General features: G+C 40.4%; 20 protein-coding genes and 1 tRNA gene. 12 read left to right on the top strand and 9 right to left on the bottom strand.

The window, feature by feature from the left end; genetic code table 11:
• Positions 1 to 2 precede the first annotated feature (2 nt).
• From bshC to rpmB, 6 genes are all read right to left on the bottom strand, one after another.
• Positions 3 to 1,589: a bacillithiol biosynthesis cysteine-adding enzyme BshC gene (gene bshC / locus WKF66_RS21090; RefSeq protein WP_489676489.1), complete on the bottom strand. Its 1,587-nt coding sequence runs from the start codon at positions 1,587 to 1,589 to the stop codon at positions 3 to 5.
• 46 nt (positions 1,590 to 1,635) lie between these two features.
• Positions 1,636 to 2,970 carry a 30S ribosomal protein S12 methylthiotransferase RimO gene (gene rimO, locus WKF66_RS21085; RefSeq protein WP_489676488.1) on the bottom strand — a complete coding sequence of 445 codons (1,335 nt, stop codon included), beginning with the start codon at positions 2,968 to 2,970 and terminating at the stop codon, positions 1,636 to 1,638.
• Between the two features lie 16 nt (positions 2,971 to 2,986).
• Entirely contained in the window at positions 2,987 to 3,952 is a 966-nt protein-coding gene (ftsY, locus tag WKF66_RS21080) for a signal recognition particle-docking protein FtsY (protein WP_489676487.1), read from the bottom strand.
• Between the two features lie 72 nt (positions 3,953 to 4,024).
• Positions 4,025 to 4,180 carry a DUF4295 domain-containing protein gene (locus WKF66_RS21075; protein WP_489676486.1) on the bottom strand — a complete coding sequence of 52 codons (156 nt, stop codon included), beginning with the start codon at positions 4,178 to 4,180 and terminating at the stop codon, positions 4,025 to 4,027.
• Positions 4,181 to 4,220: 40 nt separating this feature from the next.
• Positions 4,221 to 4,403: a 50S ribosomal protein L33 gene (rpmG, locus tag WKF66_RS21070; RefSeq protein WP_489676485.1), complete on the bottom strand. Its 183-nt coding sequence runs from the start codon at positions 4,401 to 4,403 to the stop codon at positions 4,221 to 4,223.
• 40 nt (positions 4,404 to 4,443) lie between these two features.
• The gene (gene rpmB / locus WKF66_RS21065) at positions 4,444 to 4,677 is read right to left on the bottom strand and encodes a 50S ribosomal protein L28 (protein ID WP_489676484.1); all 234 of its coding nucleotides are present in this window, start codon (positions 4,675 to 4,677) and stop codon (positions 4,444 to 4,446) included.
• Positions 4,678 to 4,851: 174 nt separating this feature from the next.
• On the opposite strand from rpmB, the gene acs reads away from it, so the two are divergent.
• Both acs and WKF66_RS21055 read left to right on the top strand, forming a co-directional pair.
• On the top strand, positions 4,852 to 6,744 hold the full coding sequence (gene acs, locus WKF66_RS21060) for an acetate--CoA ligase (protein WP_489676483.1): 1,893 nt from the start codon (positions 4,852 to 4,854) through the stop codon (positions 6,742 to 6,744).
• Positions 6,745 to 6,808: 64 nt separating this feature from the next.
• On the top strand, positions 6,809 to 6,994 hold the full coding sequence (locus WKF66_RS21055; protein ID WP_489676482.1) for a CsbD family protein: 186 nt from the start codon (positions 6,809 to 6,811) through the stop codon (positions 6,992 to 6,994).
• A 56-nt stretch (positions 6,995 to 7,050) separates the two neighbouring features.
• Here WKF66_RS21055 and WKF66_RS21050 read toward each other — a convergent pair whose 3' ends face one another.
• Positions 7,051 to 9,984, bottom strand: a complete 2,934-nt coding sequence (locus WKF66_RS21050) for a M16 family metallopeptidase (protein WP_489676481.1) — start codon at positions 9,982 to 9,984, stop codon at positions 7,051 to 7,053.
• Between the two features lie 131 nt (positions 9,985 to 10,115).
• Here WKF66_RS21050 and surE point away from each other — a divergent pair, with 131 nt between their 5' ends.
• The 7 genes from surE to WKF66_RS21015 all read left to right on the top strand — a co-directional run bounded on the left by surE (position 10,116) and on the right by WKF66_RS21015 (position 21,273).
• On the top strand, positions 10,116 to 10,895 hold the full coding sequence (surE, locus tag WKF66_RS21045; protein WP_489676480.1) for a 5'/3'-nucleotidase SurE: 780 nt from the start codon (positions 10,116 to 10,118) through the stop codon (positions 10,893 to 10,895).
• Positions 10,888 to 11,154: a stationary phase survival protein SurE gene (locus tag WKF66_RS21040; RefSeq protein ID WP_489676479.1), complete on the top strand. Its 267-nt coding sequence runs from the start codon at positions 10,888 to 10,890 to the stop codon at positions 11,152 to 11,154. Before surE ends, WKF66_RS21040 begins: the two co-directional genes overlap by 8 nt.
• Positions 11,154 to 12,278 carry a lipid-A-disaccharide synthase gene (gene lpxB, locus WKF66_RS21035; RefSeq protein WP_489676478.1) on the top strand — a complete coding sequence of 375 codons (1,125 nt, stop codon included), beginning with the start codon at positions 11,154 to 11,156 and terminating at the stop codon, positions 12,276 to 12,278. The genes WKF66_RS21040 and lpxB overlap by 1 nt, the downstream gene beginning before the upstream one ends.
• Before the next feature lie 375 nt (positions 12,279 to 12,653).
• Positions 12,654 to 15,782, top strand: coding sequence for a SusC/RagA family TonB-linked outer membrane protein (locus WKF66_RS21030; RefSeq protein WP_489676477.1), 3,129 nt, complete (start codon positions 12,654 to 12,656; stop codon positions 15,780 to 15,782).
• A gap of 12 nt (positions 15,783 to 15,794) precedes the next feature.
• Positions 15,795 to 17,432 (top strand): RagB/SusD family nutrient uptake outer membrane protein, encoded by a 1,638-nt coding sequence (locus tag WKF66_RS21025; protein ID WP_489676476.1) that lies wholly within the window; start codon positions 15,795 to 15,797, stop codon positions 17,430 to 17,432.
• A gap of 159 nt (positions 17,433 to 17,591) precedes the next feature.
• Positions 17,592 to 19,853, top strand: coding sequence for a GH92 family glycosyl hydrolase (locus tag WKF66_RS21020; protein ID WP_489676475.1), 2,262 nt, complete (start codon positions 17,592 to 17,594; stop codon positions 19,851 to 19,853).
• 4 nt (positions 19,854 to 19,857) lie between these two features.
• On the top strand, positions 19,858 to 21,273 hold the full coding sequence (locus WKF66_RS21015) for a glycoside hydrolase family 125 protein (protein WP_489676474.1): 1,416 nt from the start codon (positions 19,858 to 19,860) through the stop codon (positions 21,271 to 21,273).
• A gap of 72 nt (positions 21,274 to 21,345) precedes the next feature.
• Here the strand turns inward: WKF66_RS21015 and WKF66_RS21010 are convergent, their stop codons facing one another.
• Both WKF66_RS21010 and WKF66_RS21005 read right to left on the bottom strand, forming a co-directional pair.
• Positions 21,346 to 22,434 carry a serine hydrolase domain-containing protein gene (locus tag WKF66_RS21010; protein ID WP_489676473.1) on the bottom strand — a complete coding sequence of 363 codons (1,089 nt, stop codon included), beginning with the start codon at positions 22,432 to 22,434 and terminating at the stop codon, positions 21,346 to 21,348.
• A gap of 3 nt (positions 22,435 to 22,437) precedes the next feature.
• A complete protein-coding gene (locus WKF66_RS21005; RefSeq protein WP_489676472.1) occupies positions 22,438 to 23,199 on the bottom strand; it encodes a head GIN domain-containing protein in 762 nt (253 codons plus the stop codon).
• A 150-nt stretch (positions 23,200 to 23,349) separates the two neighbouring features.
• Between WKF66_RS21005 and WKF66_RS21000 the strand changes: the two genes are divergently transcribed.
• From WKF66_RS21000 to WKF66_RS20990, 3 genes are all read left to right on the top strand, one after another.
• Positions 23,350 to 23,426, top strand: a tRNA-Ala gene (locus tag WKF66_RS21000).
• A 297-nt stretch (positions 23,427 to 23,723) separates the two neighbouring features.
• Positions 23,724 to 23,900 (top strand): hypothetical protein, encoded by a 177-nt coding sequence (locus WKF66_RS20995; protein ID WP_489676471.1) that lies wholly within the window; start codon positions 23,724 to 23,726, stop codon positions 23,898 to 23,900.
• Entirely contained in the window at positions 23,881 to 24,099 is a 219-nt protein-coding gene (locus WKF66_RS20990; RefSeq protein WP_489676470.1) for a hypothetical protein, read from the top strand. The genes WKF66_RS20995 and WKF66_RS20990 overlap by 20 nt, the downstream gene beginning before the upstream one ends.
• Positions 24,100 to 24,155 lie beyond the last annotated feature (56 nt).

Genomic DNA, 24,155 nt, shown 5'->3' with positions numbered 1-24,155 from the left:
AGTTAAGCAAATAGGATGGTAAATTGGAAGTCCAGCGGCTTAAAGCTTTGAACCAGGAAGTCGATAAATTCATCGCCATATAACACATACATCGGGGCGATATTCATAGTACGCTCTTGCAAACCATCTGATGGAAATAGCTTTGCCTTTAGGTTTTCAATTTGTGCGAGCGAAGTTGTATGCTTTCTCTTTTCCGCCCTAAGCATTTTCTTCTCAAGATTACTGATAAGTCTTGATGCCCTAGTTTTAGCAGCATCAACCGACTGTGAAAGTGTTTTATCGATCTTATAAGCGTTGAGCTTTATTTGATCGAATAACGCGTTAAGCGTCCTCTCCTCATCCTTGAGAGTCAACTGTATATTGACATGGGATTTTATCCACTCATTTTTGAGAAGTAGTGTGTCATTGAAAATATCCCGTTGAGAGATGCCGAGAATATGCATTCGTTGGGCCGTCCTTTTATCTATGAATTGTGCAGAATTCCTCAAGATCAGTACAGGGAAATCAATGTTGTAGTGAATAAAATTTGCCTTAAGCTGCAGCCAATAAGTGATTTCCGCACCGCCTCCTATATAGGCGAGATTCGGTAAAATTAACTCCTGATAAACAGGGCGCATGACAACATTAGGGCTAAAACGCTCGGGGTAATCGCTAATCTCTTCTTTTAGTTCTTCTGCAGAAAAGCGAATGTCGGAATGATGTACTTTATAGCTTCCCATTTCCTCTATTATTCGCTCTCGAAGACCGTCAATCATGTAAAAAAAGTTAATCTCTCTGGGGTTAACCTGCGGTTTGTATCCGAGTTCTTCAAGTTTAGCGTTGCTTTCCGCTATGTATTTAGAACTGTTTTCTTCAATGATATCCTTCTGGATGATCTGAGCAAATTGCCTTTTCAAAGCCGTTTCATCAGCATCGATGCACACTAACCCATAGCGTCCGAACAATGCATCTACAAGCTCGCGAGTTGCGTCAGTTAAATTATCATGACGAGAGTAAGCTTCTTCAACAATCTGTGAAAGACTTAAACCGTTATCACTTATACCTAAAAAGCCCTTGTAGGCATTGAGGACTTCCTCTATGTCTTTGGGATTAAGCTTGCCAGTTGCACCCGCTGCCTTCTTTTCCCAGGTTAGCATCTTGTCCTCCAGTTTCACATGATTGATCTCTTCAAAGTCATGGTCTTCTGTAGCCATCCAATAAACAGGTACAAAGTTAAAATCCGGGAACTCTTGCTTCAGTTGCTCAGAAAGATTAATCGCAGTTACGATCTTATATATGAAGTAAAGCGGACCTGTAAAAATGTTCAGCTGATGGCCTGTAGTAATAGTGAATGTACGTTCATCAGCCAGTAAGTTCAAGTTAGCTTTGACACTGCTCGATGTTTTGATGGAACTATACTGATCGTGCAAAACCTCAACCAGCGTTGCTCTGTCACCTTGAAAGTTTCGCTTTGCAATCGCGTCCCGAAATCCATTTAAGTCCGGACTAAATTGATAAAAAGGTTTCAGCTGATCTTTGCCACTAATGTAGTCAAGAATGGCAGCAGAGAAAGCGTTGGTTTCCTTGTAAGAGATGTATTTAGCCTGCATTGCCACGAATTTAAATTAATATACTACACTTCGTAAGATCCAGCTTTTATTTTACAATCCGTCCATACAGATCGAAATCTTCAGCACGATCTATTTTTACGTTAACAAAACTACCTACAGCGGCATATCCGGTAATCGCATCGATTAGAACTTCATTGTCGACCTCTGGAGAATCGAATTCAGTTCTTCCAATTAAAAATTCACCTTCTTTCCGATCAACCAAGACTTTATAGGTATTTCCGATCTTTTCCTGATTGATATCAAAAGAGATACCTTGTTGGATTTCCATTATCGCATCTACACGTTCCTGTTTAATCTCATCCGGGACATTATCTATCAAGTTGTGTGCGTGTGTTTTCTCTTCATGAGAGTAAGTAAAACAACCTAAACGGTCAAAACGTGTTTCTTCTACCCAATTCATCATTTCTTCAAAGTCTTCTTGAGTCTCTCCAGGATAACCACAAATTAGAGTAGTACGCATAGCAATGCCAGGAACCTTATCTCTTATCTGATTTACAATATCTATCGTTTTTTGCTTCGTTATTCCGCGACGCATAGATTTCAACATATTATCGGTAATATGCTGTAATGGCATATCAAGGTACTTGCAGATGTTTTCACGCTCATTCATTGCATCGAGTATTTCCATAGGAAATCCAGATGGATAGGCATATTGTAGTCTGATCCACTCGATACCGGGAACGTCAGATAATCTGCGTAGCAATTCATCAAGGTTCCTTTTTCCGTAAATATCCAGGCCGTAATAGGTAAGATCCTGGGCGATAAGTATCAGTTCTTTCGTTCCGTTTGCTGCAAGTATCTTAGCCTCATTTACCAACTCATGCATATCACGGGAAACGTGTTTACCGCGCATTAATGGAATGGCACAAAACGAGCAGGGGCGATTACATCCCTCAGCAATCTTAAAGTATGCGAAGTGAGCTGGAGTAGTTAGCAATCGCTCACCAATCAGCTCATGCTTATAATTTGCGCCCAATGAATGCAGCAGGTTATTTAAATCGTTGGTGCCAAAAAACGCATCAACATTAGTTATCTCAGCCTCTAATTCCGGTTTGTATCGCTCAGAAAGGCATCCGGTTACAATCACCTTCGATATCTTACCTTGCTCTTTAAGCTCACTATACTGCAAAATAGTGTCAATAGATTCTTGCTTGGCATTATCTATAAACCCACAGGTATTGATAACTACAATGTCGTCTTTACCCACGCTATTTGCTTCGTGAACAACATCCATGCTATTGCCCCGCAATTGACCCATTAACACTTCAGAATCATAGGTGTTCTTTGAACAACCTAGGGTAATGACGTTAACTCTGGGTTTTTTAACGGGTATAATTTTAGATATTGTTTTAGTATTCATGTATATGTATTTGTATTTAATTGAATAGGCTATCAACAAAAGCCTTCTTGTCGAACAATTGTAAGTCATCCATACTTTCTCCCACGCCAATATACTTGACTGGGATTTTGAACTGATCAGATATTCCAATCACCACACCGCCTTTAGCAGTACCGTCTAACTTGGTAATTGCCAATGCATTTACATCCGTTGCTTCTGTAAATTGTTTGCATTGTTCAAATGCGTTTTGGCCAGTAGAACCATCAAGCACTAGAAGTATCTCATGTGGAGCACCAGGAACAACCCTGTTCATCACATTTTTAATCTTGCCTAGCTCATTCATCAACCCCACTTTATTATGTAATCGGCCCGCAGTATCTATAATTACCACATCCTCACCGTTTGCTACTGCAGACTGTAAAGTGTCAAAAGCAACAGAGGCAGGATCAGATCCCATTGCCTGTGCTACCACTCTAACACCGACACGCTCGCCCCAAAGCTTGATTTGCTCAACCGCTGCTGCCCTGAAGGTATCGGCTGCTCCCAATACTACCTTCAAATTTTCAGCTTTAAGTTTGTGTGCAAGTTTACCAATGGTGGTTGTTTTGCCTACACCATTAACGCCAACTACCATAATAACGTATGGCTTATGCTCGCCGCCATATTCGAAACTTCGGAAATCGTTACTGTTGTTCTCAGCAAGTAACAGTTGGATCTCATCCCGAAGCAGGTTGTGAAGCTCAGTAGTTGATAAATATTTATCCTTAGCTACACGGGCCTGGATTCTATCAATTATTTTAAGGGTGGTACTAACGCCCACATCAGAAGTGACAAGAACCTCTTCCAGATTATCCAAAACATCATCGTCGACCGTAGACTTACCCGCTACGGCTTTAGTAATTTTGGTAAGAAATCCTGATTTAGTTTTTTCTAATCCCTTATCCAGGGCCGCTTGAGCTTCCGGAGCAGTTTCTTTCTTCTTGAAAAAATCGAATAAACCCATAATAATGTATAACAAAACAAAAAAAGCCCTCCCAGAATAAAGGGACGGCTTTAATATTAAAAAATATTAATATTATTTTTTAGATGCGATTGCATCAGCAACGTGATCGTTATGAACAATAACTTCTTTGAAAGAATAAGCACCTTTAGGTGACTTCGCCATTGTGATAACTTTCGAATATTCTTTTCCTTTACCCGTTTTCAGGGTCGCAACTACTTTCTTTGCCATGATCTAAATAGATTTGTATTTAATGAATACGAAAAATGTATTACTTAATTTCTTTATGAACCGTTACTTTTCTCATTACCGGATTGAATTTTTTCAATTCTAAACGCTCAGTAGTGTTTTTACGGTTTTTGGTAGTGATATATCTAGACATACCAGGCATGCCACTGGTTTTATGTTCTGTACACTCTAGAATAACTTGTACTCTGTTGCCTTTTTTAGCCATTTTTTTAATGTTAAGGTTGATTCACATCAACCAATGTTTTCTACAAAAATCCTTTTTTCATGAAGCGGTTAATTGCTTCTGTAATACCAATTTTATTAATGGTTTTGATAGCTGAAGTAGATACTTTCAGTGTTATCCAACGATCCTCATCAGGAATATAAAATTTCTGAAGTTGTAAGTTGGGATAAAACTTACGCTTAGTTTTAACGTTTGAGTGAGAAACATTAAAACCTGTCATTGCCATTTTTCCGGTTAGATCACAAACTCTAGACATGCCTTATTATATATTGTTAATTGTTATTCTGCTTAATTTTTTAAGAGTGTGCAAATATCAATAAAATATTTGTAATCATCAAGAACCCAACTGAATTATTTTCAACTAAATATTGTTTAGACTAACCGCATTTTTCTCTAAGTTTGAGTTTTAGAGATTGAAATCACACCAAATATGCAGATTACTTCACTTGACAAATATAAGGAAACCTATCAGTTTAGTATAGACCAACCCGAAGAGTTCTGGGCTGGTATTGCCGAACAATTTGTATGGAAAAGGAAATGGGACAAGGTCCTGTCCTGGAATTTTTCTGAACCCGAAATAAAATGGTTTGAAGGAGCCAAACTGAATATCACTGAAAATTGTTTAGACAGGCATCTGGAAAAGAATGGCGACAAGCCTGCGATCATTTGGGAACCAAATGATCCGCATCGTGATAGCGTGACCTTAACTTATAAGATTCTTCACGAACAGGTTTGCAGGTTCGCCAATGTGCTCAAAAAAAATGATGTTAAAAAAGGGGACAGGGTGTGTATCTATATGCCGATGGTTCCAGAACTAGCGGTTGCCGTGCTTGCCTGCGCTAGAATTGGTGCAGTGCATTCGGTAGTGTTTGGTGGATTTTCTGCGAAGTCCATTGCTGATCGCATCAATGATGCAGCATGTAAGATTGTAATCACCGCCGATGGTGCTTTTCGTGGAAGTAAACAAATACCGCTCAAAGAAGTGATTGACGATGCGTTGATCGCTTGTCCAACCGTCGAAAGAGTCGTCGTGCTTACCCATACCAGAACTCCTGTATCCATGCTTAAAGGCAGAGATATTTGGTGGGAGGATGAAATTAAGCTTGTAAATACGGATTGTCCAGCTGAGGAAATGGATGCGGAAGATCTTTTGTTCATCCTATACACATCAGGATCCACAGGTAAGCCTAAAGGCGTTGTGCATACTATTGGGGGTTATATGGTTTATGCAGGGTATACTTTTGCTAACGTATTTAATTATCAGCCGGAAGAAGTGTTTTTCTGTACCGCTGATATCGGCTGGATTACAGGCCACTCTTACATCGTTTACGGGCCACTATCACAAGGAGCTACAACTCTGATGTTCGAAGGCGTGCCTACTTATCCTGACGCCTCCCGTATGTGGCAGATCGTAGAAAAGCATAAAGTAAATATCTTATATACCGCACCAACTGCGATCAGGTCTCTCATGAGCTTCGGCTTGGAACCTTTGAACGGTATTGACATGAGCACAATAAGAGTACTGGGTTCAGTAGGAGAACCAATCAATGAAGAAGCCTGGCACTGGTTCGATGAGCATGTGGGCAAAGGTAATGCACCGATCGTAGATACCTGGTGGCAAACGGAAACAGGCGGTATTATGATCTCACCAATTGCATATGTTACGCCTACTAAGCCCGGTTTTGCAACGCTTCCATTACCCGGGATTCAGCCTATATTAGTTGATGAAAATGGTAAGGAACTGATTGGAAACGGTGTCAGCGGTAACCTTTGTATAAAGTTTCCCTGGCCAGGAATTTTAAGGACAACCTATGGCGATCATGAGCGTTGTAAGCTAACCTACTTCTCGACCTATCCCGACTTGTACTTTACAGGGGATGGCTGCTTAAGAGATGAAGACGGGTATTATAGAATCACCGGAAGGGTTGATGATGTAATTAATGTATCCGGACACAGGATAGGAACGGCAGAAGTAGAAAATGCAATCAACATGCACGCTGGAGTGGTTGAAAGTGCTGTTGTCGGTTATCCCCACGAAGTAAAAGGTCAGGGGATCTACGCTTTCGTGATTTTTCCTAAGGCACATGAGGATGAGACCCTTACCCGCAAAGACATCCTTCAAACCGTAACTCGTGTGATTGGAGCTATTGCCAAGCCGGATAAAATTTTGTTTGTATCTGGCTTGCCGAAAACGAGGTCCGGAAAGATTATGAGGCGTATTTTAAGGAAGATAGCAGAAGGGGATACCACAAACATGGGAGACATAACTACATTACTTGACCCTACAATTGTAGAAGAGATCGTTCAGAAAGCTAACCAGTAAAACTTTTCAAATGCTATCATGTTTTATACCCAACAGCTAATGTTTAATTTAAAAAAGCAAAAACATGGATAAGTTAGAATTGAAAGGAAAGTGGAATGAAGTTAAAGGTAAAGTGAAACAAGCATACGCTGATTTTACCGATGATGATCTGAAATACGAAGAAGGACAAGATGAGGAACTTTACGGAAGACTGCAACAGAAGACCGGAAAAACCCGCGATGAGGTTGTAGACTGGATTAAAAGTTTATAAGACATAGTAATAGAAAAGGCTCCGGAAACCCGGAGCCTTTTCTATTTACAATCAAATTAATATCCAAAGATTTGCGATAAGGTCAGTTTGTTGACCGTTCCAAATTTCTGCATATCGGCAAGCGATACTTTCTTTTCAGAGGCAACAATACAATAATTGTATGGCTTACCCGAAACATTCCCTGTATGGAAAGCCTTGATGTCTTCAAATGTTAGTGGCTTCAATCCATTAAACTGATCGATTCTTGAATCATGATCAAAGCCTAATTTTTTATCTGCGAGGTAGCTAAATATAATACCATCTTTTGTTATTCTGTCTGTAGCTATTGCATTTAGTGCATTGTATTTAGAAGCTTCAAACGACTTGTCTGTTTGAGGTAAATCAGTCAGCAACTCATTCATTCCATTAACGGCATCGGTCATTTTATCAGCCTGACTTCCAACATAGGCGATCATTGAAGTCTCTCTTCCCAACTTGTCTGGTGCTGAATATAAGGCAAAAGTCGAATAAGCCAAAGCTTTTGATTCACGGATCGTTTGAAATACAATCGATCCCATGCCTCCACCAAAGTAACTGTTGAATAAGGAGATTTTTGGCGAAGTAGTAGGGTCATACAATCCGCCATTGCGTACCCACCTTACTTCAGATTGAACCATGTCATAATCTGCAAAATAAACCTGGTTTGTTGTGTTATGTGTATATGCAAACGCCTTTGCAGGAGCAGCCAGAGTGAACTCAGTCGGCAGCTTATGAACCTTACTTAAACCAGCGCTAAAAAGAGGCAATGTTTGAGGGCCATAATACGTTATGGTATGTTTATAGTTGTTAATGTTATGCAGGATATATAACAACTGCTCTGAAGTAATTGCTTTGACTTCGTCATTCGTCAACACGTAATTTGTTGGATTAACTGCACCATATTGAGCATATGACATTAAGCCCGTAAGGATAGCGCCCTTATTCAATTTCGTATTCTCTCTGGATTTCAGTATACGGCTCTTTAGTTCAGTCAAAGCCTGCTCATTTGCTTTACAATTTGCAAATATGTGCTCAACTAATGAAACTGCCTTGTCGAAGTTTTCTTGTAAACCACTAATGTTTACAGTGGCAGTTTCATTACTCACATTAAAACTATAACTGCAGGCTATGTTGTAAAATTGTTTGCTGATTTCTTCTGCTGAATATTTGTCCGTTGCCAAAAAAGTGAGGTACTGCGCTGCATAAGGTTCTAGCTTATAGTTCCATGCGCCCATATCAAATCTATAAGATAAACGAAAAATGCTGTTTTCTTTATTTTGTACTGCAATGACATCAGCAATTCCCACTTTTCCAAAATTTAGGTCTTTTTGATAATCAAGGAACTTAGGAGCGATTTCCTTCGAAGGTGCTGCCAATAGACTTTTTGTAAAATCCGACGTTGCGCCAGCATTAGCATTAATTGGAGTAATTAGTGGCTTATCTACTTTTAAAGTGTTTTTGTCACCTCCTTTGTGCTTAAATCCTACAACATAATTGGCCTTAAAGAACGTATTGGCAAAATCAACTACTTGTTGCTTTGTGATTTTTGACATGTCATCTGGCGTGCTCAATGATTTGTTCCAGTTTACACCGCGATTCATGATGAAGGCTGAAGTTGCCGTCTCTACCCTATAACCATTGTTATCAAAAGCCTGCAAGAGATTAAGCTTTGTATTAGCAACTGTAGCTTTAATTAGAGATTCATCAAATTCTCCTTTTTTAAGCAACGCTATTTGATCTAACAAAAGGTTTTGTGCTTCCTCAAGGGTTTGGCCTTGTTTAGGTTGGGCTGTAAGACTAAACACACCATAATCTTTCATCTGCTGATAACCCGCATTAGCACGTAGCACCTTTTGTTGTTTATTTAGGTTGATGTCAAATAAACCCGCTTTTCCATTTGAGAGTATGCTCGAGATCAGATCCAGCATCAAGCTCTGTTTGGTGTTTTGTGCATAGCCTCTATAATACATTTCAACACTTTCCGCACTTGGCCCATAAACATCAACTTTTTGAACCGATATTAACGGTTTCTCCGAAGCTGGATTGTAAAGGTCAAGTGGCTTAGATTGCATAAATGCAAAAGAATGATCAACCTTCTTAATCATTTCGTCAGCATTGAAATCTCCTGAAAGTACCACAGCCATATTATTTGGAACATAGTATTTGTTGTAATACTTTCTGATTTCCAGAAGGGAAGGGTTTTTCAAATGCTCGATCGTTCCGATAGTGGTTTGCTGACCGTAATTATGGGTTGGAAATAACAACTCAGACATCTGTTCATCAAGTTTCCATCCGTCGTTATCCAAGCCGCGGTTTTTCTCTTCATATACTGCTTCTAACTCTGTATGAAAGATTCGGAAAATTGGATTGCGAAAACGCTCCGCTTGCAATGCCAGAAATTTGTCTGTTGCATTAGAAGGAAAATCCTCATTGTAAACAGTTTCTTCATACCAGGTATGAGCATTAGTTGACTGTCCACCAATGGCTTTCATCATTTTATCATACTCATTTGCTATAGAATAATTTGAAGCTAACCCTGATGTTTTGTCTATTTCGGCATAGATCGCCTTACGTTTTGCAGAGTCAGTAGTCGTATTATAAGTCTCGTATAACGCATCTATTTTATCAAGTAGTGGCTTTTCTTTCGCAAAATCCATTGTTCCAAACTTGTCTGTCCCTTTGAACAAAAGGTGTTCCAGATAATGGGCTAAGCCGGTGGCATTACGTGGGTCAGTATTGCTGCCTGCTCTCACCGCCATACGGAATTCCACATTAGGGTCTTTGGTGTTTTGAGAAAGGATAACCGTCAGTCCGTTCTTTAAAGTATAAAAACGTGACTTAGTAGGGTCATTCGTTACATACTTGTAAGTGTAACCTCCTGACGTGGTTGTCTTCCATTGATAACCAGATTGCGCCATAACCCCTGATCCTGCCAGTAGAAGGCAGGCAAGGAGTAGTAATTTGTTCTTCATAAAATTATAATAAGTTATGCTCAAACTTAGATAAAACTGCCCTACCTTTTGCCTTAGGCAATAAAATAATATTCAAATCTGACTATATGTTGTCGTACTTTTGTATCGATCAACAAAACGAGCAATTTTATATGAAGAAACAGCAAGGTAAACCTAATATTTTAGTCGTAAACGACGATGGTATCACCGCTCCTGGGATTAAAAATTTGATTGAGGTGGTTCAGGAAATCGGAAACGTGGTTGTAGTAGCGCCCGACGGGCCACAGTCGGGAATGGGTCACGCAATAACGATTGGCAAACCATTGCGTTTTGACCGGGTGGATTTATATCCAGGGGTTGAGATGTACAAATGTTCAGGTACGCCGGTTGACTGTGTAAAACTTGCAGTTAATAAGATTTTCAAAGGTAAAAAGCCGGATCTTTGCGTTTCTGGCGTAAACCACGGATTGAATAACTCTATTAATGTAATTTACTCGGGAACCATGTCTGCTGCTGTTGAGGGTGCAATTGAAGGCATACCTTCCATCGGTTTCTCATTAGACGATTTTAGTCAGGAAGCGGACTTCAGTCATGCTAAGAAATACATTAAAGAAATCTCCTTACAGGTATTGGAACATGGTCTCCCAACTGCGACTTTATTGAATGTGAATTTTCCTAAAGGTTCTGATCTTAAAGGAATCAAGATCTGCAGGCAAGCCAACGCCAAATGGGCAGAGGAGTTTGATGAGCGGAAAGATCCGTACGAAAGACCTTACTACTGGTTAACGGGTGTTTTCCAAAATAATGATAAGGGAGAAGATACAGATGTGTGGGCCTTGGAAAATGGATTTGTATCTGTAGTGCCAGTCCAATTTGATCTCACTGCTCATCATGCTATCCCAGTATTGAACTCTTGGACTTTCAATGTTTAAAAACCTTCCTAATTCAGTTTTTATAGGCTTAGGTCTGGGCATTTTGGTGCCTGGTGTACTGTTGTCTATCATTTGGTACCTGATGCATAAATATGCTTATCTTGAAAAAGCCGACTTGCTGCTTATAGCAGGGGTAGCAGTAAACGCGTTGTTCATGCACTACTTTTTCAATAGAAATAAAGAGCAAACTGGCCGAGCCGTCATCAGTGCGACTTTCTTATGGGCAATTTTGTTCTACTTTTATAAGATCAATCAATAATGAAGTATTACTTAATCGCCGGCGAAGCTTCGGGAGATCTCCACGGAGCGAACTTAATTAAGGCTTTGAAGCAATATGACTCAGAGGCTGAGTTTCGTTATTATGGCGGCGATAAGATGCTGGCGGAAGGTGGTACTCTGGTAAAGCATTATGCCGAGATGGCGTTTATGGGTTTTACCGAAGTGCTGATGAACCTGAGAACCATCCTTAGAAACATGAAGGCTTGCAAGGCTGATGTCTTGAGCTACAGTCCCGATACCTTAATATTAATTGACTTCCCGGGCTTTAACTTGAAGATTGCGGAATTTGCAAAGCAAAAAGGAATTAAGGTTTGCTATTACATCTCACCTAAAGTATGGGCATGGAACCAGAAACGGGTATTAAAAATTAAGAGAGACGTTGACAAACTCTTCTGTATTCTTCCATTTGAGGTTGAATTTTTCAAGCGCTGGGGAATGGAAGTAAATTACGTAGGTAATCCTTTATTAGATGAAATAGCACAGTTTCAATTTAATCCTTCATTTCTCGAATCACATGGACTTGATGAAAAGCCTGTTGTTGCGCTTTTACCCGGAAGTCGAAAGCAGGAAATAGAACGCCTCCTACCTTCAATGCTGGAAATAGTTCCGCTATTTGAGGAGTATAACTTCGTGATTGCAGCAGCACCGACATTTAGTCCATCGTATTATCAAAAATTCATTGGAAATGAAAAAGTTAAATTGGTGTTTAATCAAACTTATGACCTGTTGACAGTAGCGCATTCCTCGATTGTGGCTTCAGGAACTGCAACTTTAGAAACGGCCCTGTTCAATGTGCCACAGGTGGTTGTTTACAAGGGAGGGAAAATATCCATAGCTATTGCAAGAATGCTGATAAAAATTAAGTTTATCTCCCTGGTTAATCTAATAATGAATAAAAAAGTTGTAACTGAGCTTATTCAGGAGCAATGTAATAAGTTCATGCTAACAAAAAATGTAAAGGAGATTTCCAGTGGGCCAGAGCGCGCTTTGATGCTAGCAGACTATAGGGAACTTTCAAAGATCATGGGAGAACCCGGGGCCTCAAGCCGTACGGCAGAACATATTGTAAAATTCCTCAATGGCGTTAAAAGTGTCTCAGTATAAGGTGCTGATAACCTGATAATTCATAATTATTTAACTTTTTTTAACACCTGAATGAAACATTTCGGTTCATTGTTGCGTTTCAACTTAATATATATCCCCCTATATGTTATGAAAGCAATACAAAACTTCAATACCAAACGGAATAAACTTTCTGGTCCCCACGTCATTAGAAAAAACCTAAATTATCTTATCGTTACCTACGATCATTAGGATTTTACTCATTCCCTTCACCTAGACTCATTCTCAAAGCTTCACCTGCCTTGATCTTAGACTTTTAAGTCGAGGTCCAAGGTTGGATAACTGTAAGCTATCACCTTGAGGAATACTTCCAAAGAATAAATACTAATCCAATACATAATTTAACAAAAATCATCCATGAGAATTAAACTACTTATCAGTACAGTCATCTTTTTGACTTGTACGCTGTGTTTAAGGAGTTACGCTGGCGCATCCGGGGGGATTGCCGCTAGTGTCCTGAAACGCAGCTATCTATTTCAACAAGATACAACCAAAAAAGACACTACTAAGAAAGTGGTGCCAACAACAACGCCACAGCCAGTTGCTGCACCAGCGCCTCAAGATACAACTAAGGGCAAGGTGATCACTGGTATTGTTGTTGATGAAAAATCATTACCTCTGCCAGGTGTAGGAGTAAAAACTGCATCAAATAAAACAACAGTTACTGATGGAACTGGAAAGTTTGCCATTGCAACGACTTCCCCAACGGAGCAAATTTCCTTCACTTATGTAGGTTATGCGCCATTAAGCAGAGCTGCTGGTGCCGGTACAGCACCTTTAAGTATTAGGCTAGCACCTGCGGAAGGCCAGACGCTGGAGGATGTACAGATTGTTGCTATAGGTTACGGTAACCTGTCAGCTAAAGAAGTTACCTCTGCTGTTGCACATGTTGGAACGGAAGATTTTAGGCAAAGTGGCGCAAGGAGCCCTCTAGATTTGATTCAGGGTAAAGTAGCAGGTTTACAAATCTCTCGTCCCGGAGGATCAAATCCCAACTCTACGGTTAGTGTTCAATTAAGAGGCGCGGTAACTACTCAAGGAAGTGGCGCACCTCTATATGTAATTGATGGAATACCTGGTGGAAATCCAGACCTTCTACAGCAGGATGATATTGCCTCCGTAGACATATTAAAAGATGGGTCTGGAGCTGCGATTTACGGTACAAGTGCCAATGCTGGAGTAATTATCATTACTACAAAAAAAGGAAAGCCCGGTCCGCCAACCATTAATTATTCGTCATACGTCCGCAAGGAATTCTTGCAAAATCCACCAGACTTCCTGTCTGCTGATGAATTCAGAAGCAGAGTTAATTCGGGAGATATTAAACAAGAGGATTTCGGGTCTAATACTGATTTTTTTGATGGTTTAATTAACCATCAGAACGTATCCCATAATCATAACCTTTCGCTAGCCGGCGGTACGGAACAAACTACTTATCGTGCTAGTGTTAATTATCGTGATCTACAAGGACTGAGTAGAGAAAATGGAAGGGAAGAATATAGTGTTCGTTTCAATTTGAACCAGAAAGCATTTGATAATCGCGTCAATGTTCAACTTAATCTTGTTACCAACCTTAACAAATCTAATCGTTTGGGTGGTGGAGGCTGGGAAAGTGAATCAGCTAAAAACCCTACCTTATCCAACTTCAATCCTGACGGGTCATTTCGGTACGATCTAACGAGTACTAATGAATTCGCTCGTCTTGAAATGGAGACAAATAACAGGAAACAACAAACCTCTTCTGCAGATGGTAAAGTGGATGTCGAAATTCTTCCTGGTTTAAGAGGTTCCATCTTCGGATCGGTTACCAGAGATAGTTATACAGATGGACAATATCGGATGTTGCGGAGTGAAGATTCTATGGAGAATTCTGATTTTCCAAGTGGCGGATATGCATACAAAGGTGACTTTTTATCGCAGAGATTCGCTGTTGAACCAACTTTAACCTATAACAAGAAGTTTCTTGATAAACATGATGTTACCGCAGTACTGGGCTATAGCTATAGATACGATATGGAAGAATCATCAAGTGGATCTAATAGAGGTTTTTTAAACGATCAATTTAATGAAGACAACTTAGGTGCAGGTGCTGCTCTTGGTACAGGGAAAGCAACTTTAGCAAGTGGTAAATTTGACAATACACTTATCGCGTTTTTTGGAAGAGTAAATTATTCATACAACAACAAATATCTGGCGCAGTTTATTCTTCGTCGTGAAGGATCAGCTAGGTTTGGAGCTAATAACCGCTGGGGAAGTTTTCCTGCAGTTTCAGCAGGATGGAATATTTCTGAGGAAGATTTCATGAAGGATAATAAAGTAGTAAGTTACTTGAAGCTTAGAGCTGGGTTCGGAGTAACTGGAAATGCACCTACGGCGAGAAATGTTTCAAGTTTAGTATATGATACTGGAGGTAAATACCTTTTCCCTGATGGCAATTACTATCAAACTTATGGACCTCAAAGAAATCCAAACCCTGATTTGGTTTGGGAAAAGAAAAAAGAGCTGAACATTGGAGTTGACTTTCGCTTATTTGATAACAAATTAAGCGGTTCAGTCGATGTGTTCAATAGAAAAACAGAGGATCTTTTAGATAATTATGATACACCTCAGCCAGCTTACGTTCGTGAAAGTATTTTTACCAACGTAGGAACAATTTCTTCAAAGGGTATTGAAGTCGCTTTAGGGTATCAGGCTTTACAAGGTGAAGGGTTAAACTGGAATATTGATTTCACAGCAAGTACTACCAAAAATACCCTTGATAGCTATTCAAATAGCTTATTCAAACGTTTGTTTATTCAAACAGGTGGAATTGGAGGTGCAGGAGACCTAGGTAACGCCTTCACAACTTACGAAGGGTCGAAAATTGGAACATTCTTCGGAAAACGCTTTGCCGGGTTTACACCTGAAGGCAAATGGTTATTCTACAATAGAAATGGAGAAGCTGTTCTGAACGATCAGATTAACAACTCTAGAAATGATTTGGGTATAACTGATCTTGCTCCGATAGGTAATGCAGTTCCGAAATATTATATGTCATTGACCAATAGCTTCACCTATAAGAATTGGGATTTAAGAGTATTTTTAAGAGGTAAGTTTGGCTTTGATGTACTGAATACTACCGCTTTGACTTATGGTAATAAAACCTGGAGCGGTAACGTAATCCAAGACACTTTTACGAAGTATGCTCAAATAAATGATACCTACATGTATTCTGATTATTACTTGGAAAGTGGAAGTTTTGTGAAAATTGACGAGGTAACGATTGGTTACAATTTTAAGTTCAAAACTAAAGCATTGAGCAACTTAAGAGTATATGCTACAGGGCAAAACCTATTTACATTTACCGGTTATTCTGGTAATGATCCGGATTTTATCCTTGATAACGGTATCGGAAATGAAGTGGAAGGTAAAGTTTTAGGATTAGATACTAGAGGGCCTTACCCTAGTTCACGTTCTTTCTTAATCGGCCTTAATGTTGGATTTTAATAATTAACAAAAATGAAAGCTAAATACTTAATATATACTGCACTTGCTACCGGCTTGTGCTTTTCCCAAGGTTGCACGAAGATAGATGAAGGGGCTTATGATGTCGTTCTGGCTTCAGATTTCTATACCAATAAAAATGAGGTAATATCTGCACTTTTAAGACCTTATACACATGCCAATGCCTGGGTAACACCTGCAGGACAAGATAATTTGTGGAGAGCGTCTGAATTATCAGCCGATCAGCTTGCCTGGCCTACAAAAGGGCGACACGGAGAGGATGGTGGAAAGTGGAAAAGATTTCACTATCACAGTTGGACCGTTGATGAATCTGGCTTAAATCAGGCCTGGATATTACTGTTTGGTGGATTAGGTTATTGTAATTCCCCAATTGAAATTATCAGTTCTTCGGATTTAGGCAGGATGGGCATTACTGCTCAAGAAAGGGACGCTTATGTGGCTGAACTGAAGTTGTTAAGAGCTTTTCACTATCTTAAAGCAATGGACCTATGGGGAAATCTGCCTATTGCCACAAATACAACTGACCCACTTCGTCCGTCGACATCAACACGGGTAGAAGTATTTAATTTTATCGAGAAGGAAATTAAAGATAATATTGCAGCAGCGCCAAAGCTTTCACGCGGTATGGTTGGTCGAATGTCACAAGCAGGAGCTTATGCCATGTTAACTGAATTGTATTTGAATGCTGAAGTTTGGACTGGGACGGCACGTTGGGACGATTGTATTGCCGCTGCTGATATGGTTATTAGTGGTCAGGGAGGCGCACAAAACGGTACCATGGCGTTAGATCCAAATATAAAGGATCAATTTAAAACAACTAATGACTTATCGAAAGAAGCTATTTTTTCCATCGCCTATAACTATACCGTAGCTGCATTTGAACCATCTTGGCCAGGTGAGTTTTACCACTTTAAACAACGTGAAATCTACGGTGGCGGTCGTAACGGTAACGATGGTATTGTTTTGGTACCAGGGGTATACACTACCTACGCTGATAATGACCTTCGTAAAAAAGAATGGTTACTTGAAGGCCCGCAGCTGAATTTCACTACCGGTGCACCAGTTACGGGTTCCGAAGAATACAATAATCAGCCACTGGTTTTTGTAGACAACATCCGAAAAAATAGAGCTAGTTCTACTGTTTCAACCATGAGTGAGGGTGAAGAAAATAGCGGTGTTCGTTTCAATAAATATAAGTTAGGAAATTCTGCTCCTGGTTTAGGAGGTATAGCAATTGATCCTAATTATAATAATACAGATTGGAACGTTTATCGACTTACCTGGATCTATTTTGCAAAGGCAGAGGCCTTAATGCGCAAAAACGGTGGCGCGGCTGATGCCGTTTCCTTAAAATTGATCAACGATAGTAGGTCAAGGTCATTCGCTGCGGCAGATCAAGGTGCGGCTGCTTTCACTGCTTCTTCACTCACACTAGATGCACTTCTGGCTGAGCGCGGAAGAGAATTTATCTTTGAAGGTTTTAGAAGACAGGACCTTATTCGTTTTAACAAGTTTACTACAGCTACCTGGTGGGATCATACTCCTTCCACAGCTACACGAAATTTATATCCTATACCGCAACAACAACGCGATTTAAATCCTAACCTAACCCAAAATCCAGGTTACAACTAGAGGTTGAATCTTAGTTCACAATAAAAGCGCAGGTGGTTGTTACAAAAACAATCACCTGTTCTTTTTTATAAGTTCCTGAAAATTCCTATGTTTAGCTATCAAAACATTCCGGCTAACCAAAACCCTTTTAATTAGGTATATAGGGATTTAAACACACACATGAAACTAAAGCATTTTTCTTTTGCACTGTTGCTGCTTACGAAGACCTCCTTCGCACAACAGGCAGACCTTGTTACTTATGTAAATACATTACAGGGCACAAATTCCAAGCATGAGCTCACAAGAGGAAATACTTATCCGACAACGGCATTGCCTTTTGGAATGCATACCTGGACACCCCAAACAGGCAAAAACGGAGACGGCTGGAAATACCAGTATTTTAAAGATAAAATTCGCGGATTTCAGCAGGCCCACCAGTGCAGTTCATGGACGCGAGACTATGCCGTTTTCTCTTTAATGCCAATGTCTGAGTTGCAAACAGATGAAAATAAGCGGGAAGCTAAGTTCAGCCATGCTAATGAGATCGCGAAGCCTAATTATTATAAAGTAACGTTCGACAATAAAATCACGACTGAAATATCTCCCTCTGAACGTGGGGCACATCTTCGGTTTAGTTACCCGAAAGGAAGTAAAAGTTTTCTGGTATTGGATGGGTATAACCGTACAAGCGGTGTAACGGTCTTTCCTAAAGAAAATAAGATCACCGGATGGGTGAGTAACGGACAGGGTTTCAGAAACAACTGGAAAAGCTTTTTCGTCATCCAGTTTGATCAACCGATCCAATCTTACGGCACCTGGGATAATAAAAGTAATATTGTATTTCCCGGTTCTTTATCGGCTGAAGGTAGCGGCAAAGGTGCTTACATAGAATTCAAAGCCGGAACTAAGGTTCAGGTTAAAACAGCCTCTTCTTATATTAGTCCTGAACAGGCACAGCTTAACTTAGACAGAGAGCTTGGTGCAGATAAAACGCTTGAACAAACCAAAGCAAAGGCAGCTGCGGTTTGGAATAAGTCATTGGGACGCGTAGCCGTCGAAGGTGGGACCAAAGCTGATAAAGAAACCTTTTACTCTTGTTTTTTTAGAGCGAGTCTTTTTTCAAGAAAATTTTACGAAATCAATAAGGACGGTAAGCCGTATTACTTCAGCCCATATGATGGCCAGGTTCACGATGGCTATATGTTCACGGATACTGGTTTTTGGGATACGTTTAGGGCTCAATTTCCATTAAATACTTTAATGCATCCAGAAATGCATGGGCAATACATGCAGGCAATGATCGATGCTTATAAACAATGTAAATGGCTTCCTTCGTGGTCCTTTCCGAGTGAGGGTGGGAGTATGATCGGTAACCATGCCATTTCGCTTCTTGCAGATGCATGGGCAAAAGGCATTCGCACCTTTGATCCAAAAGAAGCCCTGGATGCCTATTACCATGAAGCGATGAACAAAGGACCATGGGGGCCAGCAAACGGTCGTGATGGGGTTAAAGAATACAATGAGCTTGGCTACGTTCCATATCCAAATTACAGAGAATCAACAGCTAAAACGTTAGAATATGCTTATGATGATTATTGCGGGTATGAATTAGCAAGAATGACCGGCAATAAGAAGTACATGGACATTTTCGAGAAGCCTATGTATAATTATAAAAATGTTTACGATCCGTCTACTAAATTCATGCGTGGAAAAGGTAGCGATGGTACCTGGACCAAGAATTTCGATCCAATCGAATGGGGTGGGCCTTTTACCGAAGGTAATGCCTGGCATTATCACTGGTCAGTGTTTCAGGATACGAAAGGATTGATCAACTTAATGGGCGGAAACAAAAACTTTACTGCAAAGCTGGACTCAGTGTTTACAGAGCCAAATAAAGTCAAGGTAGGTACTTATGGCGGAATGATTCACGAGATGACAGAAATGGTGATGGCAGACCTTGGTCAATATGCTCACGGAAATCAACCCATCCAACACATGGTTTACCTCTATAATTACGCCAACCAACCCTGGAAGTCACAATTTCATGCCAGGCAGGTGATGACCAAGTTATATAACGCGACGGAAAACGGTTATCCTGGCGATGAAGATCAAGGCCAGACTTCTTCCTGGTATGTATTAAGTGCCCTTGGTTTTTACAGCGTTACTCCAGGGACAGGAGAATATGTGATCGGAAGTCCGATGTTTAAGAAAATATCCATTAATTTGGAGAACGGAAAGAAATTCGTTGTAGATGCGCCCTTAAATGATAAGGATCACGTTTACATCCAATCTGCCACGCTAAATGGAAAACCGTATACAAAGAATTTCATCACCCACAGCGACTTGATCAAAGGTGGAATTCTCAAATTAGAAATGAGTAATAAACCCAATGAGCAAAGAGGATTATCTGCTGATGATAAGCCCTTTTCTCTAACCAAATAGTAATATGAAAAGAAGAATTTTTTTACAAAACACAGGGTTATTAGCAGCTGGAATTGCGGCGAGCAAAGTATCTTTTGCCGCAGCTCCTGACTTTCCTGTAGTCAGAGTCGCTGCCTCCAAGAGACATTTTATTAGCCAATCTGTAGATGCTGCAATTGTTGAGTTCCACAAAAACGTTAAAAATAAAGAACTTGCTTATCTCTTTGAAAATTGCTTCCCAAATACATTAGATACTACGGTTACCTATACAGAAAAAGACGGTAAACCTGATACCTATGTAATTACCGGAGATATTGATGCGATGTGGTTACGCGACAGTACAGCACAGGTAACGCCATACCTTCCATTAGTTAAAGGTGATAAAAAGCTACAGAATCTGATACATGGGGTAGTCAATCATCAGGTAAAAAGCATCATCAAAGATCCTTATGCAAATGCATTCTATGGTGATCCTAATAAGGTAGGAGAGTGGAAAACTGACCATACTGACATGAAGCCTGGAGTTCACGAACGTAAATGGGAGATTGATTCCCTTTGTTACCCAATTCGTTTGAGCTACCAGTATTGGAAACTTACAGGAGATACTACACCCTTCGACAATACCTGGAGAGAAGCCATTACTGTGATTCTGAAAACATTCAAAGAGCAGCAACGTAAAAATGGACAGGGTCCATATCATTTCCAACGCGAAACCATGTTTGCTACCGATACAACCCCTCTGAGCGGTTATGGATATCCGGTAAAACCGGTTGGATTGATCTGCTCTGCGTTCAGACCAAGTGATGACGCTACGATCTACAACTTCCTGATACCTTCAAACTTCTTTGCGGTTGTTAGCTTAAGACAAGCTGCTGAGATTTTAACAGCAGTGCATAAAGACGCTACCCTTGTGTCGGAATTAAAAGCGTTGGCAACGGAAGTGGAAGCCGCTATTCAGAAGTATGCAGTAGTAACACACCCTAAATTTGGTAAAGTATACGCTTTCGAAGTGAACGGTTATGGAAGTTTTAACATTATGGATGATGCAAACGTGCCTAGTCTTTTAGCATTGCCATATTTGGGTGCAGTAAAAAGTACTGATCCAATCTATATCAATACCCGGAAGTTAATCCTCTCTTCTGAAAACCCTTTTTATTTCCAGGGAACAGCTGCAAAAGGCATTGGTAGTCCACATACAGGGATTGACAGAATCTGGCCAATCGCAGTTACAATGCAAGGTTTGACTGCAAGCACTGATGCTGAAATCAAATCTTGTCTGCAGATACTTCAGAAATGTCACGCTGGCACAGGATTTATGCATGAGTCCTTCCATATGGATGATCCAAGTAAATTTACAAGGTCATGGTTTGCTTGGTCAAATACGATCTTCGGTGAATTCTTGTGGAAAGTTTATAAAGAGAAACCACACCTATTGGCGTAGTCAATAACAGCAGCGGGATCTTGAAATTCTTTCCCACGTCATCTTGAATTTATTTCAAGATCCCGCTCCTTACTATTCAGCGCTCCTGACCATGCTGTCCAACAGCTTAAATATAGAATCAAGCGCAGTATCCGTGGCACTATTCGCCATAATTACATATGCCAGATTCTTATCCTTATTAATCAGCGTATAACAATAAACTGTTCCTGCTGATCCAGCATGTTCAGAGCTGTGTTTATCCGCTTTGTTAATGTTCAGCCATCCAATTGAGTATGACGGATGCCCATAATGCAAGTAATTAATTGTTTGCGGTTTCAATAAGCCAGCTTTCCCTTCTAAACCGGCAAGATTCATTTGAACGAATTTCACATAGTCTGCAAGAGGCATGCTGATGTCACCCGCAGGTTCTATGAGATTTAGATTATAAGAGGTGTTAGAATCAAGTGGAGTAAGCACTTTATCTTCCATCCAATGTCCTGACGGCTGAGCGCTATCCCGCCTGTTCGGCCAACCGAATTTATACCGTAGATGAAGTTTTTTTCCCAGAACCTCCTCAACCAGGTCTTCCCAGGTTTTACCAGATGCTTGTTCAAGCATCAATGCTGCTAGACTATAGCCAGCATTGGAGTAAATATAGGGTTCCGAACTCTTAGCTACTGGCTCGTTTGTAAGCAGGTAGTAGGCAAATAACTTTCGCTGTGCAGACTTTGTGCCCGCAAATTTGGGCAATGCCTGAAACTCCGCACCGCTTGTGTACGGTTTAATCCTGGCACGATGAGACAAGAGGTCTGCTAGCGTAATTTCATAATAATCTGGATTCGCGACAGCTCTCCATTCCGGAAATAATGCAAAAAGTTTAGCCGTCCAGCTGATCTTCCTTTGTTCAACAAGGTATGCGGCAATGAGTCCGGTGATCGCTTTGGTGTTGGAGCCAAGGTGCATATAATCTGTTGGCAAGGCTTTGGTATCGTCGTTTTTTAGTGTCGACCTGTGGAAACCCAGCGTATTAGTAGCCAAAATGGAGTCACTAGTTAAGATCGCATAGCTTAATTCAGGAATATTCCCGGCCACCCTTAGACTGTCTGCCGACTTACTCAGTTGCTGAGCACTCGCAGAAAGAATACCCAGACTCCATATGATTAAAAAAATACTTCTCCGCACTCTTTATATTTTGCTTACACCTCCTGATCCGATCACACGTTGCTCTACGTTTGGATTTCCACTGTAATTCACCCTTCCTGAGCCACTTACTAAAGCTTTGATGTTATCTTCAACTTTAACATTAACTGATCCTGATCCACTAATTCTAGTGTCAAGATTATTCATAGAAAGAGTTTTGCCACCAAACTTGCCTGAGCCACTAACGGTCACACTTGCCTTATCAGTCTTACCAGTTAGATTTACACTTCCTGACCCACTAACCACACATGTCAACTCATCTGCATCTACATGTGCGTTGATTGTTCCTGAGCCACTTAAAGTGGTTGCAAGCTCTGCAGCCTGGATGGTCCCATTGACTTTTATACCTCCATTGCCACTCATTGTCAAGCTTGTAATCGTCTTAGCAGTTACTCTTGCTATAATCTTCTTATTTTCATATTTATGGGACCAGCTTGTCCAGCTTGTTTTCGGTCTGATGATAAGGATGTTTCCTTTAACTTCAGTAACTAAGGTAGAAATAGCCTCGGCATCACCCTCAAACTTGATGCTTTCAGTGTTTCCTAGAGTTATAATCACTTCGATTGGTCCGCCTGCTGCTAAACCATTGAAATTTTTAACATCTCGGTTTTCCTGATTAGGCATAGTGCCTTTAATTGCAGAGGAAAGACTTATACCATTTTCTTCTGAAATAGGTTTTGATGCGTAAGAATTGAGATGTGCAGTCATAAAGGCGCCTGCAATGAGTATAGAGAAGAATCTTTTCATGATTAGTTCTTATGGTTTGTCAAATATATCAATTGTCATTTATTAATGAATTGGATATAAGACGTTGAAAACTTACAGATGTTGCATCCTACTTATAAATAACTGATTTCATTTTGTAATTAACCAAAAATAACTACTTTTGCCAGCCAAGGGGGATTAGCTCATTTGGCTAGAGCGCTTCGCTGGCAGTGAAGAGGTGATCGGTTCGAATCCGATATTCTCCACCATTCTAAAAGCAGCTTCTAAAGCTGCTTTTTTTGCGTCCGCCGGGCATGGCGATCCGCTATAGCCTGAGAGTTCTGAACTCACTTTGCAGTAGGAAAGGTTAGCCAAAGGCAAGGGTGTCATGGCTGACTGCGAATCTCAAGGCATCAGCGTTCAATCATTAGCCGCTTGAAACAGCTAAGGTTCAGTATCCTCTTGATCATAATGCTGAGTTACAAACTATTAAAAGTCTGATCTGGCAAAGTATTAGTCCGATTTCGTCAAGTGTAATTGTTAATACTGTGGTATTTTTGGTTATTATGAATGTACTATCTAAAGTTGCATCACTTTATTTGTTGATTTTTTCTATCGTCCAGCAGGCTGACGCGCAACAACAGGCTGGTGATTTTAGCGTTGGAAAGAAAGGGTTTTTATTGAACGAAAAGCCTTATGTAATGCGTGCTGCGGAACTTCACTATGCAAGGATTCGATTATAGCTTTCAAAAGAAAGCCAAGTTCAAAAGGCTTACAACCGGCCGGCCGGCATGGAATCGCACAACCTTTAACCTAACCGAAATCGGTGATACTTTTCTAGATGTTAGCACCTGGGGTAAAGGTATGGTATCGGCAAATGATCTACATTCTGGCAGAGCCAGGCAACCGGTGCCAAACCGGGCTATCCGCATCAGGTGGTAATAGATCTGGGCGAACGAACCAGCTTAACAGGATTGCGATTTTTACCAAAATCCGAC

Origin of the sequence: Pedobacter sp., from assembly GCF_037719805.1 — a bacterium.
GTDB lineage: Bacteria > Bacteroidota > Bacteroidia > Sphingobacteriales > Sphingobacteriaceae > Pedobacter.
This window is presented reverse-complemented; position numbering and strand designations above follow the sequence as displayed.